The organism is Methylobacterium sp. M6A4_1b, assembly GCF_053345175.1.
The window spans coordinates 69,602-81,734 of the sequence record NZ_JBKEZQ010000013.1; the positions used below are offsets into that span (position 1 = coordinate 69,602).

The 12,133-nt window shown below is 69.1% G+C and carries 12 protein-coding genes; 7 read left to right on the forward strand and 5 right to left on the reverse strand.

All coding sequences use genetic code 11. From position 1 onward, the window contains the following. Window positions 1-214 precede the first annotated feature (214 nt). Window positions 215-1,195: a phosphoribosyltransferase-like protein gene (locus ACLBWX_RS14360; RefSeq protein ID WP_447677713.1), complete on the forward strand. Its 981-nt coding sequence runs from the start codon at window positions 215-217 to the stop codon at window positions 1,193-1,195. Window positions 1,196-1,199: 4 nt separating this feature from the next. Then, window positions 1,200-1,850: an NADAR family protein gene (locus ACLBWX_RS14365; protein WP_447677714.1), complete on the forward strand. Its 651-nt coding sequence runs from the start codon at window positions 1,200-1,202 to the stop codon at window positions 1,848-1,850. Between the two features lie 98 nt (window positions 1,851-1,948). Here ACLBWX_RS14365 and ACLBWX_RS14370 read toward each other — a convergent pair whose 3' ends face one another. Further along, window positions 1,949-2,209 carry a DUF3892 domain-containing protein gene (locus ACLBWX_RS14370; RefSeq protein ID WP_447677715.1) on the reverse strand — a complete coding sequence of 87 codons (261 nt, stop codon included), beginning with the start codon at window positions 2,207-2,209 and terminating at the stop codon, window positions 1,949-1,951. Between the two features lie 141 nt (window positions 2,210-2,350). Here ACLBWX_RS14370 and ACLBWX_RS14375 point away from each other — a divergent pair, with 141 nt between their 5' ends. Beyond that, the gene (locus tag ACLBWX_RS14375) at window positions 2,351-2,632 is read left to right on the forward strand and encodes a HigA family addiction module antitoxin (RefSeq protein WP_447677716.1); all 282 of its coding nucleotides are present in this window, start codon (window positions 2,351-2,353) and stop codon (window positions 2,630-2,632) included. Window positions 2,633-2,665: 33 nt separating this feature from the next. Here ACLBWX_RS14375 and ACLBWX_RS14380 read toward each other — a convergent pair whose 3' ends face one another. Then, a complete protein-coding gene (locus ACLBWX_RS14380; RefSeq protein ID WP_447677717.1) occupies window positions 2,666-4,300 on the reverse strand; it encodes an ABC1 kinase family protein in 1,635 nt (544 codons plus the stop codon). 284 nt (window positions 4,301-4,584) lie between these two features. On the opposite strand from ACLBWX_RS14380, the gene ACLBWX_RS14385 reads away from it, so the two are divergent. Both ACLBWX_RS14385 and gyrB read left to right on the forward strand, forming a co-directional pair. Further along, window positions 4,585-5,229 carry an MBL fold metallo-hydrolase gene (locus ACLBWX_RS14385; RefSeq protein WP_447677718.1) on the forward strand — a complete coding sequence of 215 codons (645 nt, stop codon included), beginning with the start codon at window positions 4,585-4,587 and terminating at the stop codon, window positions 5,227-5,229. A 518-nt stretch (window positions 5,230-5,747) separates the two neighbouring features. Next, the gene (gene gyrB, locus ACLBWX_RS14390) at window positions 5,748-8,195 is read left to right on the forward strand and encodes a DNA topoisomerase (ATP-hydrolyzing) subunit B (protein ID WP_447677719.1); all 2,448 of its coding nucleotides are present in this window, start codon (window positions 5,748-5,750) and stop codon (window positions 8,193-8,195) included. A 114-nt stretch (window positions 8,196-8,309) separates the two neighbouring features. On the opposite strand, the gene ACLBWX_RS14395 is transcribed toward gyrB, so the two are convergent. Both ACLBWX_RS14395 and ACLBWX_RS14400 read right to left on the reverse strand, forming a co-directional pair. Continuing rightward, complete coding sequence (locus ACLBWX_RS14395) at window positions 8,310-8,744, reverse strand: EF-hand domain-containing protein (protein ID WP_447677720.1); 435 nt, start codon at window positions 8,742-8,744, stop codon at window positions 8,310-8,312. A gap of 81 nt (window positions 8,745-8,825) precedes the next feature. After that, complete coding sequence (locus tag ACLBWX_RS14400) at window positions 8,826-9,170, reverse strand: GCG_CRPN prefix-to-repeats domain-containing protein (protein ID WP_447677721.1); 345 nt, start codon at window positions 9,168-9,170, stop codon at window positions 8,826-8,828. A 188-nt stretch (window positions 9,171-9,358) separates the two neighbouring features. Between ACLBWX_RS14400 and ACLBWX_RS14405 the strand changes: the two genes are divergently transcribed. Both ACLBWX_RS14405 and ACLBWX_RS14410 read left to right on the forward strand, forming a co-directional pair. Next, window positions 9,359-10,078 carry a response regulator gene (locus ACLBWX_RS14405; protein WP_447677722.1) on the forward strand — a complete coding sequence of 240 codons (720 nt, stop codon included), beginning with the start codon at window positions 9,359-9,361 and terminating at the stop codon, window positions 10,076-10,078. Next, a complete protein-coding gene (locus tag ACLBWX_RS14410; RefSeq protein ID WP_447677723.1) occupies window positions 10,075-11,493 on the forward strand; it encodes an ATP-binding protein in 1,419 nt (472 codons plus the stop codon). Before ACLBWX_RS14405 ends, ACLBWX_RS14410 begins: the two co-directional genes overlap by 4 nt. A 128-nt stretch (window positions 11,494-11,621) precedes the next feature. Here the strand turns inward: ACLBWX_RS14410 and ACLBWX_RS14415 are convergent, their stop codons facing one another. Beyond that, window positions 11,622-12,101, reverse strand: coding sequence for a MarR family winged helix-turn-helix transcriptional regulator (locus ACLBWX_RS14415; protein WP_447677724.1), 480 nt, complete (start codon window positions 12,099-12,101; stop codon window positions 11,622-11,624). Between the last annotated feature and the right edge of the window lie 32 nt (window positions 12,102-12,133).

A 12,133-nucleotide genomic window follows, 5' to 3' on the forward strand; every position in this document is an offset into this window, starting at 1 on the left:
GACAGGCGACGCCCGCAAGGGCCCTTTGAACGCCGTGGGCGCGGGAGACAGGGTCAACCTGACAATGCAGGGTGCCGGCGAGCGGTGACGCCTTCGCAAGGGAAACGTCCTCGGTTCGCAACTTGAACGATTGCCAAGCTATACAACTACAAGTAGGATTTCCCGATCATGGGGTTGGGCGGCGAGACCCGACGCCGAATGGCGGGAGGACTTGATGCCCGAACGGGCCAGGCTGCTGCAATCGATCGCAGCGATGACACAAGACTACCGTGCCGGTGATTTGCCGCCACCTACGCCCGACCATGTCGACCGATGGATCACTCAATTTCCAGAAGGCCTCCAGCAACCGATCCTTGCCGAGATGGAGCATGTCCTGGGAAAGACATACTTTTCCCGCGCGGACGTGACGCGCTTCCTCAGGCGCCTCATCAACCACAGGACGTGGACGAATGGCGATCCGACGTCGTTCTGGCCTCAGGTGAATTTTCTCGACATCCAGCCTCGCGGCCGGTCGCAGACCGAACTCCTCGCTCTGTTCGATGCGACGCTGCAGGAGGAATGCGGGATATCGATCGCGGCCTGCGGCCAGGGAAATCACTTTCTCTACCTGGACGACGGACTGTTCTCCGGGGGCCGGCTCGGTACCGATCTGCAACATTGGATCAAGGGCGCGGCGCCGCAGAAGGCACAGCTTCTCGTCGCGCTCGCTGCCCGGCATACGCAGGGCACTTATTTCACGAAGAAGAGACTGGCCGAAGCAATCGCTGCCTCACACAAAGACATTACATCAAGCTGGGTGTGCGAGATTGAGATCGAGGACGGTCTCTTTCGATGCGACGACTCGGATGTCCTAAGGCCGACCGGTCCCGGAGGCGATCCCGACGTCGTGGCCTATGTCCAATCGCTCGGCAAAGACCAGATCTGGCGAACCGGCAACAGCTTAGGGCCGAAGCAATTCTTCTCATCGAGCCAAGGGCGAGAGCTTCTGGAACAGGATTTTCTTCGAATGGGTGTCGCGATCCGTGCGAGGTGTCCCTACCTAAACGTGCACCAGAGGCCATTGGGCAACACGACGATGCGGACGACGGGCTTCGGGACCCTGTTCGTCACATTTCGGAACTGTCCGAACAACGCGCCCTTGGTTTTATGGGCCGGCGATCCGTGGTACCCTCTCTTCCGTAGGCTAACGAACTGAAGTGATGGCCGAACCCGACCCGAGGATGTACCGCGCCGACGAGGTCGTCGCCTTTCGTAAGACGGGCGAGGCGTTCGGTGGCCTGTCGAACATGGCACCCGGCTTTCCGCTTCGGGTGGCCGGGGTATCGTTGCGCACCTCGGAAGCTCTCTATCAGGCGTGCCGGTTCCCGCATCGCCCCGAGGTCCAGAAGCTCATCGTGGAGCAGGTCAGCCCGATGACGGCGAAGATGCGCTCAAAACCCTATCGAAACGACAGTCGTGAGCACTGGGACGACCTGCGCGTGCCCGTCATGAAGTGGTGTCTTCGGGTCAAGCTGGCGCAGAACTGGACAAGCTTCGGAGATCTTCTTCTCGCAACGAGCGAAAGAGCGATCGTCGAGGATTCTCGAAAAGACGATTTTTGGGGCGCAATCAGGGGCCGCAACGGCAACTTCCATGGCAGGAACGTCTTGGGGCGGCTCCTCATGGAGTTGCGTGAGAAGCTGAGGCATGACCCGGATAGCCTGAAGGAGGTCGCCCCGCTCAAGCTTCCGGATTTCACCTTGCTGGGCCATGAGATCCCGCCGGTGGCGGTCGATCTGTCGAGGAATGGGGATCGACGCAAACCCGCCCAGGCGCGGAACGAGACTCTGCACTTGTGGGCCTCGTCCTGACGCGCGTTCTGCCACAGAATTGCGATGCGCGCTTCCGGGACGGCGGCCCCGCCGGAAGCCGGGCCGCCGCGGGGTTCACGCCCGGACCCTGAACGGAGTCAGCAATCCGGAAGATCGTCCAGGTTGTTCCGGGTGGTCTGATCCCGATCCGTGCGCAGATACTTGCCGTTCGGCCCCTGGACGACCCGGATCTCGGTCCGTCCGTTGGTCCAAGGCACGTGATAGGTGTGAAGTCCGGTCTCGATGTCGTTGATGGCGTCCTGCTTGCGGCGGGGCGACCACGCATCGCCATCGTTGCACAGCGCCGTGATATCGCCCTGAGCGTTCTTTCCGGTCTTCCTGACGGCGCGATCAGCCATGGTGCACACTTCCTTTCGTTGGCAGCCCACTGAGAGATGCAAACCTCAGGTAATTTTCACCACGGAAATTACAACCTCACGGAACCTACCCGCGGTGCCTCGACCGCAGACCTGATCGCGCGATGACCCAGGAGATCGGCCATGGCCCGCATCCGCACCCATCCCGGCGAAATCCTCGTCGAGGAGTACCTGACGCCGCTTCACCTCTCCGCCCGGCAGTTCGCGGCGGAGATCGGCGTGCCGCCCAACCGCGTCTCCGAGATCATCCGCGGGCGGCGCGGCATCACTGCCGATACCGCGATCCGGCTCGGCGTCCGGTTCGGAACGGCACCGCAGTTCTGGCTCAACCTGCAGAACGCCCACGACCTGTCGAAGGCGCACGCCACGGTGGATGACTCCGATGTCCGCCCCCGCGAGGCCTAGCCCGCCGCGACGTCCTGAGGATGGCCCCACCCGCTACTTGTTGCGCCCCAGCAGCACGAGCCAGCCGATCCCGATCACGCAGACCACCGCGCCGACGGTGATGAAGGCCGGCGTGCCGAGGTCCATGAAGCGGGGGGCGAGCTGCGTCGCGAAGGCGGCGACGATGAGCGCCACCGCGATGCGGGCGGCGGCACGCTCGATGCCGCGGGTGAGCTTCTCGATGCCCTTGAGCTCGATCTCGACGGTGACGCGGCCCTGTTTCAGGCGCACCAGCATCAGGTGGATCAGGGTCGGCAGCTCGGAGGCCGCGCCGAACAGGCCGGCGCCCACCGCCTCGACCTTGCGGGTGAGGCCCTTGATCGAGAACTGCGAGGCGAGCTTGCGCCGCACGGTGGGGCCGGCGGCCGAGAACAGGTCGAAGCCGGGATCGAGCTGGCGCATCACCCCGTCGGCCGTCACCAGCCCCTTGAACAGGATGGCGAGGTCGGTGGGCATGGCGAGGTCGTTCTCGCGGGCCATGGTCATGAAGTCGGTGAGCAGCGCCCCGAAATCGAGGGTGGCGCCGGTGTGGCGGGCGACGAAGGCCTGCGAGGAAGCTTCCAGCTTGGTCAGGTCCGGGTTGCTCGAGCCGCTCCAGTCGAGGAGCACGGCCATCAGCCCGTCGGAATCCTCCTTGAGCATGGCGCCGATCAGCATCAGGAGCTGCGTGCGCCGGCGCTGGGACAGGCGCCCGATGATGCCGAAATCGATGAAGCCGATCCGGTTGTCCGGCATGATCAGCATGTTGCCGGGATGCGGGTCGGCGTGGAACACGCCCTCGATCAGGGCCATCTGCAGGAAGGCGTCGGTGCCCTTCTGGGCGAGCAGCACCTTGTCGTAGCCGGCGGCATCCAGGCGGGCATGGTCGTTGGGCGGGATGCCGTGCACGAATTCCTGCACGAGCACGCGCTCGGAGGTCCATTCCCAGTGGATCTTGGGCACCACGATATCGTCGCGGTCGGCGAAGATCGCCGCAATGGTCTCGCAGTTGCGCGCCTCGTTGATCAGGTCGAGCTCGCCGTAGAGGCCGCTGGCCAGGTGGCGCATCTGCTCCTGGGGCTGGTAGCGGCCGAATTCCGGCCACTCGTCCACGACGATGCGGGTGGCGTGGCCCATCAGGCGCAAGTCCGCCTCGATGGTCTTGCGCAGGCCCGGCCGCAGCACCTTCACCACCACCTCCTCGCCCGTCTGCAGGCGGGCGCGGTAGACCTGGGCGATGGAGGCGGCGGCGAGCGGCGTGGTGTCGAACTCGGCGAAGATCTCCGAGGCCGGGCCGCCCAGATCCTCCTCGAGCTGGGGCCGGATGCGCTCCCACGGGATCGGCGAGACCTGGCTGTGGAGCTTCTCCAGCTCCTCGGTCCATTCCGGGGTGAGCAGGTCGGGCCGGCTCGCCAGGATCTGGCCGAGCTTCACGAAGGTCGGCCCCAGGGTCTCGATCGCCCGGCGCACCCGCTGGGGCTGCGACAGGCGGGCGATGTCCACCTGCGGCGTCCGGCGCTTGGCGAGGCGCGCCACCTGGGCGAGGCCGAGGCGCTCGACCACCTTGGTGACGCCGAAGCCGATGAGGACGGACGCGATCTCCCCGAGGCGCTGCCGGTCCCGTGCGGCGACGAAGGCGGTTTTCAGCATGTGCGCAAGGGGCCCGGATGGGGAGAGGGAAAGCGGAACGGGTCGGCCCGCGAGGCGGTGCGGCCGGACCGTGGTTAAGGCTCCGTTAGTCCCGTGGCGAGGCCGAAGTTTGACCAAGAGGCCGCCGCGGGCGCGGCGGAACCGCGCCCGCGGCCAGCGCGACCGATTCGCGCCCGCGCCGATCTCGGGCTAGACAGGCCTCCCTCGGCGCCGGAGCGGCGCCGACCCCCTGCCGGGGCGGGCGGCCAGCCGCACCGCCGCGGCGCCATCCCGCGAGACCCTTGATGCCAGGCACGCCCCGCGCCGGAATCATTCCGGTGACCCCCTTCCAGCAGAACTGCACCCTGATCTGGTCGGACGAGACCAAGGTCGGGGCCGTGGTCGATCCGGGCGGCGACCTCGACCGGATCGAGGCGGCGATCGCCGCCCAGGGCATCACCATCGAGAAGATCCTGCTCACCCACGGGCATATCGACCATGCCGGCGGCGCGGCCGAGTTGCGCGAGCGCCTGGGCGTGCCGATCGAGGGGCCGCACGAGGCCGACCGCTACCTCCTCGACAGCCTGCCGGAGACGGGGGCCAATTACGGCATCGACGGCGCCCGGGTGGTGACGCCGGACCGCTGGCTGACCGACGGCGACGTGGTCGAGGTCGGCGGCCTCGCCTTCGACATCCTGCACGCCCCCGGCCACTCCCCCGGCAGCGTGGTCTTCATGAGCCGCGACGCGCGCTTCGCCCTGGTGGGCGACGTGGTGTTTAAGGGCTCGGTCGGGCGCACCGACCTGCCCGGCGGCAGCCACGAGCAGCTGATCCGGGCGATCAGGGACAAGGTCCTGCCGCTGGGCGACGACGTCGCCTTCATCCCCGGCCACGGCCCCACCAGCACGCTCGGCGAGGAGCGGGTCTCGAACCCCTTCCTGCAGGATTAGGATTCCGCGGGATTCGCTCGTCGGAAACCCGCTCGCGGCACCCCGTCATCCGGGGGCCGCATAGCGGAGCCCGGGATCCGGGAACACGGGTTGTGCAAGACCCTACACCGTCGGCGGCTCCGGATCGCACGCCGCTGGCGCGCCCCTTCGGGTCCGGGCTGCTCGCCCGCGGCGCTCCAGAACGACGGCGTAGTGCCATCCGCAATCGCTCTGCCCGCCACGGCAGGAACGCCGCACCCGTGTCCCCATTCCCGGCGCCCGGCCCGCATCCGGACCGGTCGACGGACGCCGCGCGCGGCGCGGAGGGCGCGCCCGGCGCGCCGGCGGGGCGCCCTTGACCGAACGTTAAAGCCGGCCCGCCCATCATCCCGCCGTTTCCGGGCTCCCGGAGCACCGGAAACGATGCATTCTCAACGCGAAACGCATATATTGCGTGGGTAAGCAAGAAACGCAGGCGCGCGGGGGTTCGGCCGGGGCCGACGTGCCCAGCCCGAGTGCCCGCCTGCCCGAGGAAGTCCATGTCCGACAGCTCCCACAATCTCGCCGCCGATGCCTACGGCGCGGAATCCATCCGGGTCCTCAAGGGCCTCGACGCGGTGCGCAAGCGCCCCGGCATGTATATCGGCGACACCGACGACGGCTCGGGCCTGCACCACATGGTCTACGAGGTGGTCGACAACGCCATCGACGAGGCGCTCGCGGGCCACGCGGACCTCGTCACCGTCACGCTGAACGCGGACGGCTCCGTCACGGTCTCCGACAACGGCCGCGGCATCCCCACCGACATCCACAAGGAGGAGGGGGTCTCGGCCGCCGAGGTCATCATGACCCAGCTCCATGCCGGCGGTAAGTTCGACCAGAATTCCTACAAGGTCTCCGGCGGCCTGCACGGCGTCGGCGTCTCCGTGGTCAACGCGCTCTCGCAGTGGCTCCGCCTGCGCATCTGGCGCAACGACCGCGAGCACGCGATGGAGTTCCGCCACGGCGACGCGGTCTCGCCGCTGATCGTCGTGGGCGACGGCAACGGCCGGCGCGGCACCGAGGTGTCGTTCCTGCCCTCCACCGACACCTTCACGATGATCGAGTTCGATTACGCGACGCTGGAGAAGCGCCTGCGCGAGCTCGCCTTCCTCAATTCCGGCGTGCGCATCGTGCTCACCGACGCGCGCCACGCCGAGCACAAGCGCGAGGAGCTGTTCTACGAGGGCGGCATCGAGGCCTTCGTGCGCTACCTCGACCGCTCGCGCAAACCCATCGACGGCATGCAGAAGCCCGTGATGGTGCGGGCCGAGCGCGACAACATCCGCGTCGAGGTGGCTTTGTGGTGGAACGACTCGTTCAACGAGACCGTGCTGCCCTTCACCAACAACATCCCGCAGCGCGACGGCGGCACCCACATGGCGGGCTTCCGCGCCGCCCTGACCCGGCAGATCACCGGCTATTCCGAGTCGTCGGGCATCGCCAAGCGCGAGAAGATCTCGCTCACCGGCGAGGATTGCCGCGAGGGCCTCACCGCCGTGATCTCGGTGCAGGTGCCGGACCCGAAATTCTCCTCACAGACCAAGGACAAGCTCGTCTCCTCCGAGGTGCGCCCGGCCGTCGAGAACGTCCTCAACGAGGGCCTGTCGAACTGGCTGGAGGAGAACCCGGCGCTCGCCCGCTCGGTGATGGCCAAGGTCATCATGGCGGCTTCCGCCCGCGAGGCCGCGCGCAAGGCCCGCGAGACCGTGACCCGAAAGGGCGTCCTCGACATCGCCTCGCTGCCCGGCAAGCTCGCCGACTGCCAGGAGCGCGACCCCTCGAAATGCGAGATCCTGCTGGTGGAGGGCGATTCCGCCGGCGGCTCGGCCAAGCAGGGCCGCGACCGGACCTTCCAGGCGGTGCTCCCCTTGCGCGGCAAGATCCTCAACGTCGAGCGCGTCAGGGCGGACCGGATGCTGTCCTCGGCCGAGATCGGCACCCTGATCACGGCGCTCGGCGCCGGCATCGGGCGGTCGTCCACGGACCGCGAGGGCTTCAACCCCGAGAAGCTGCGCTACCACCGCATCATCATCATGACGGATGCCGACGTCGACGGCTCGCACATCCGCACCCTGCTGCTGACCTTCTTCTTCCGGCAGATGCCCGAGGTGATCGAGCGCGGGCACCTCTACATCGCCCAGCCGCCGCTCTACAAAGCCGCCAAGGGCAAGTCCGCGATCTACCTCAAGGACGAGCGGGCGCTGGAGGACTACCTGATCGACGCGGGCGTCGACGGCGCCGTGCTGCGGCTGGCCTCCGGCACCGAATTCGGCGGCGTGCAGCTGAAATCCCTGGTCGAGGAGGCCCGCCAGTTCCGCGGGCTCATGCAGGCCCTCCACACCCGCTACGACCGGGCCGTGGTCGAGCAGGCGCTGATCGCCGGCGCCTTCCGAACCCATGTCGACGAGGCCCAGGCCGAGGCGGAGATACTGGCCGAGGAGGTCGCCCGGCGCATGGACCGGATCGCCGACGACATCGAGCGCGGCTGGGAAGGGTCCGTCTCGGAGGGCGGCTACGTCCTGAGCCGCACCCTGCGCGGCGTGCGCCAGGTGGCGACCCTGGACGCCTCGCTGCTCGCCTCGCAGGAGGCGCGCCGCCTCGCCGATCGGGCGGAGGCCCTGCGCGAGATCTACGACCAGCCCGTCACCTACGCGCGCAAGGGCGACGAGACCGTCCTGCACGGGCCGGTCGGCCTGTTCGAGGCGGTGATGGCCTTCGGCCGCAAGGGCCTGCAGCTCCAGCGCTACAAGGGCCTGGGCGAGATGACCGCCCAGCAGCTCTGGGAGACCACCCTCGACCGCGACGTGCGCTCGCTCCTCCAGGTCAAGGTCAAGGACACCCAGGACGCCGACGACCTGTTCGTGAAGCTGATGGGCGACGTGGTGGAGCCCCGCCGCGAGTTCATCCAGGACAACGCGCTCAGCGTCGCCAACCTCGACGTGTGAGGACGGGGCGTCGGAACGTCCGGCGTGCCGTGACGGCCCGACCGGCGGTCGCGGCCGCTCCGGAGATCGGCGATGCGGACGATCGGAGCGTGCCGATCATCCTGACTTTCCGCTTCACTTCGTCCGGCAGGGTCGCTCCGCGCGCATGACGCGCCCGTCGTGATTGTCGTCGAGGCGCGCGAAGCGCTTCGCCGTGACGGCGTCGATCTCCTCGGCCGTGACGAAGCCATCTCCGTTGGCATCGAGCCGGCGGAAGCGCTTCGCCGGATCGGCCGGCCCCTTGCCCGGACGGGCGGCCCACCAGGCCTTCCATTCCGGTTCGCTGATCCGGTTGTCGTGATCCGTGTCCGCCCGCATCAGGCGCATCCGATGCCGCGCCTGGAAGGTCGCCAGGTCGACGCCCGCTTCCGTCCGGTCCCCGAGCCCGGACGGGGGCGCGGGCGGCTCGGCCGTCCGGGCCTCGGGCGTCGTCACTTCGGGCGTCTGGGCGATGGCGGCGGATGCCGACAGGAACGCCGCGAGCGTCAGGCACAAGGGTCTACGGGTCATAGCGGCAGCCTTTCTGGAGGAGGGGAACGGGATCGCACCCGGCGCGGGCGCGATCCCGAGGCGAAGGCCGGGCCGGCCTCGTTACCAGCGGTGATGCCAGCCGACGTGGCGGTAGCCGCCCCAGCGGTGCCAGCGCGGGCCGCCCCAGCCGATCCGGCGGGGACCGTAGAAGCGAGGCCCGTAGAACCGGGGTCCGTAGAAGGCCGGCCGAACGACGGAGGGCGCGTAGACGACGCGCGGTCCGAGGTTCGGGCGGCAATCGCCGTAGATTCCGCGGTGGAAGCCGAGGCCGCAGCCGTCGCGGGCTTCCGCCGTGCCGGCGGTGGCCAGCGGCGCCGCCAGCCCCACCACCAGGAATGCCGCCGGAGCCAAGCGCTTCAGGCCGGTGGAGGCGGCGGTGGAGGCGATGGTCTTCAGGTCCGTCATTGCAGGGTCTCCCGGTTGGGTGATTGCGATGCGGAGAGATTGCCCGCGTCCTGTCGCAGGACTTTGCCGGGATGCCCCGATTGTGTCGCGGATGGTCGCGGATCCGGGCGGCCTGACACAGATTGCGACAACTTCGTCGAGAGCCGGATATCCGGCCGCGCTAGAACCCGCGGATGGGACACTCAGCCATGGACCACGCCCATGTCCTGGTGGTCGACGACCACCGCGACATCCGCGACCCCCTCGCGGCCTATCTCAAGCGGCACGACCTTCGCGTCAGCGTGGCCGCCGACGCGGCCGCGGCCCGTGCCGTCCTCGCGGGCTCCGCCATCGACCTCGTGATCCTCGACGTGATGATGCCGGGCGAGGACGGGCTCTCGCTCTGCCGGCACATCCGCGAGGTCCACGACGCGCCGGTCATCCTGCTGACCGCGCTGGCCGAGCAGACGGACCGCATCGTCGGCCTGGAGATCGGCGCGGACGACTACGTCGTGAAGCCCTTCGACCCGCGCGAGCTCCTGGCCCGGGTCAAGAACCTCCTGCGCCGCGCCCGGGCGCTCCCCCGACTGCGCGACGCCGGCGACGGAAGCCGGCTCGCCTTCGACCGCTGGGTGTTCGACACCGACCGGCGCGAACTCGTCGACGCGGCGGGCCGGGCGGTGGCCCTGAGCACCGCCGAGTTCCGCCTGCTCTGCGCGCTGACGCGGCATCCGCGCGTCGTCCTCTCGCGCGACCAGCTCCTCGACCTGACCAGCGGCCGGGCCGCCGAGGGGTTCGACCGCAGCATCGACAACCAGGTCAGCCGGCTGCGGCGCAAGCTGGAACGCGACCCGGCCCATCCGGAGCTTCTCAAGACCGTCTGGGGTGGCGGCTACGTTCTGGCGACCGATGTCAGGGCCGCGCCGTGAGACCGGGGCGCGGTTCCCTCGCCGGCCGGCTGGCGCTCCTGCTGGTGCTGGCGGTGGTGGGCGCGCAGGCCGCCGCCTTCGCGATGTTCACGCGGGAATCGTCCCTGGTCGGGCGTGCGGCGGCCCGCACCCAGGTCGTCGACCGCGTCGCCACCCTCGTTCGCCTGCTGGATACGGTGCCGCCGGACGCCGTCCCCGGCGTGATCGAAGCCTATGGTTCGCCCCGGCACCGCTTCACCATCGACACCGCCAGCCTGGTGCCGGACGACGCGATGGATGCCGACGAGGCCAGACTCGCCCGTCGCCTCGACCGGCGCATGCGGGAGGGCGCGAGCCAGGCCCGCCTCCTGCTCGTCGAGCGGGATCAGGATCGGCCACCCGAGGCGGCCTCGGACCGCCTCGCCGCCAGACCGCAGGTCCTGAGGGTCTCCGTCCGCCTCGACGACGGCCGCTGGCTCAACGGCGAGGCGCCCCTCGCGCTCTCGACGCCGCCGTGGATTCGCATCGGGCTGATCCAGCTCGCGACCAGCGTCGTCGCCGTCCTGATCGTGACCGGCATCGCCCTGCGCGGCATCGTCGGCCCCGTGCAGGCCCTGGCACGGGCCGCCGAATCCGCCGGCCGGGGCGTGGCCGTCGCGCCCCTGCCGGAGCGGGGGCCACGCGAGCTGCGGACCATGACGGCCGCCTTCAACCTGATGCAGGCGCGCTCGCGGGCCTTCGTCTCGGACCGCACCCGGATGCTGGCCGCCATCAGTCACGACCTGCGCACCCCCATCGCCTCGCTCTGGTTGCGCGCGGAGATGGTCGAGGACGCGGACCTGCGCGGCGCGATGGTGCGCACGATCGCGGACATGCGCGACATGGTCGAGGCGACGCTCGCCTTCGCGCGCGATGACGCGCTCAGCCAGGACGACGACCCCTTCGATCTCGCCGGGCTGCTGGCGGGCATCGTCGATGAGCACAGGGTCCTGGGGCACGACGTGACCCTGTCCGCCCCGGATGCCCTCCCGTTTCACGGACGCGCGACCGCCCTGCGCCGCGCGTTCGACAATCTCGTGGCCAATGCCGTCCGCTATGGCGGATGTGCCAGGATCGTCCTCGAACACCGGGACGACGTCGTCGTGGGCACGATCGACGACGATGGCCCCGGCCTCCCGTCCGAGCGGATCGAAGAGATGTTCGCCCCGTTCACGCGCCTCGACGAGTCGCGCAGCGTCGAGACCGGCGGGGTCGGGCTCGGTCTCGCCATCGCGCGCTCGGGCATCCGCGCCCATGGCGGCGAGATCGCCCTGCGCAACCGGGAGGGCGGGGGCCTGAGGGTGGACGTGACCCTGCCCGCCTCCGCGGCGCGGCGCCGAACCGGGGGCTCTCCGGCCGCGGACGGGCCGGGACGCGGGATGAGCCGCGACTCCTGAGCCGGATCCGGTCGGGACCCGCCCGTCCGCGCCCTGTCCGGGTGGGGCGGTCTGCGGGCCGTCCCGTCTCGCCCCGATCGCCGCGGATATCGCCCCCCATCACGGACCGTCGCCACCGGGACAGAGCGTCAGCGCTTGACCTTCGGGTCTTTCTGTATGGCATCGGCGAAACGCCGCATCAGCCGCGCCAGATCGACGACATCCTGGTCCGTCCAATCGGCGAAGACCTTGTGCGCCATCGCCTCGCGCGCCGCGTCGATCTTGTCGGTCAAGGCCTTGCCGCTGGCCGTGATCACGGCTTCGTGCACACGCCCGTCCGTCGCGTTCGATCGGCGCACGACCAGGCCGAGGCTTTCCAGTTTGCTCACCTGGCGGCTGACCGTCGTGTGATCGCGTCCCACCCGGTCGGCGAGGTCGACGATGCCGATCGGCCAGAGCCGTTGCACCGTCACCAGCAGCGGGAACAGCGCACGATCGAGCACGATCCCCGCCTCTTGGACCATCACCGCGTCACGCTGGGGGCGGTTCATCACGCTCATGATGTCGATCATGGCTGCATGCAGGTCCTGCAACCGCTCCGGTGTAAGCGTCTCATGCGCGTTTTTCATTGACCCGGATCCGCCCCCTCTCATATGTGCAT

Bases quoted from the DNA above. Each gene is read 5' to 3' on its own strand.
- ACLBWX_RS14360 (WP_447677713.1), top strand. From the start codon at position 215: ATGCCCGAACGGGCCAGGCTGCTGCAATCGATCGCAGCGATGACACAA.
- ACLBWX_RS14365 (WP_447677714.1), top strand. From the start codon at position 1,200: ATGGCCGAACCCGACCCGAGGATGTACCGCGCCGACGAGGTCGTCGCC.
- ACLBWX_RS14370 (WP_447677715.1), bottom strand. From the start codon at position 2,209: ATGGCTGATCGCGCCGTCAGGAAGACCGGAAAGAACGCTCAGGGCGAT.
- ACLBWX_RS14375 (WP_447677716.1), top strand. From the start codon at position 2,351: ATGGCCCGCATCCGCACCCATCCCGGCGAAATCCTCGTCGAGGAGTAC.
- ACLBWX_RS14380 (WP_447677717.1), bottom strand. From the start codon at position 4,300: ATGCTGAAAACCGCCTTCGTCGCCGCACGGGACCGGCAGCGCCTCGGG.
- ACLBWX_RS14385 (WP_447677718.1), top strand. From the start codon at position 4,585: ATGCCAGGCACGCCCCGCGCCGGAATCATTCCGGTGACCCCCTTCCAG.
- gyrB (WP_447677719.1), top strand. From the start codon at position 5,748: ATGTCCGACAGCTCCCACAATCTCGCCGCCGATGCCTACGGCGCGGAA.
- ACLBWX_RS14395 (WP_447677720.1), bottom strand. From the start codon at position 8,744: ATGACCCGTAGACCCTTGTGCCTGACGCTCGCGGCGTTCCTGTCGGCA.
- ACLBWX_RS14400 (WP_447677721.1), bottom strand. From the start codon at position 9,170: ATGACGGACCTGAAGACCATCGCCTCCACCGCCGCCTCCACCGGCCTG.
- ACLBWX_RS14405 (WP_447677722.1), top strand. From the start codon at position 9,359: ATGGACCACGCCCATGTCCTGGTGGTCGACGACCACCGCGACATCCGC.
- ACLBWX_RS14415 (WP_447677724.1), bottom strand. From the start codon at position 12,101: ATGAAAAACGCGCATGAGACGCTTACACCGGAGCGGTTGCAGGACCTG.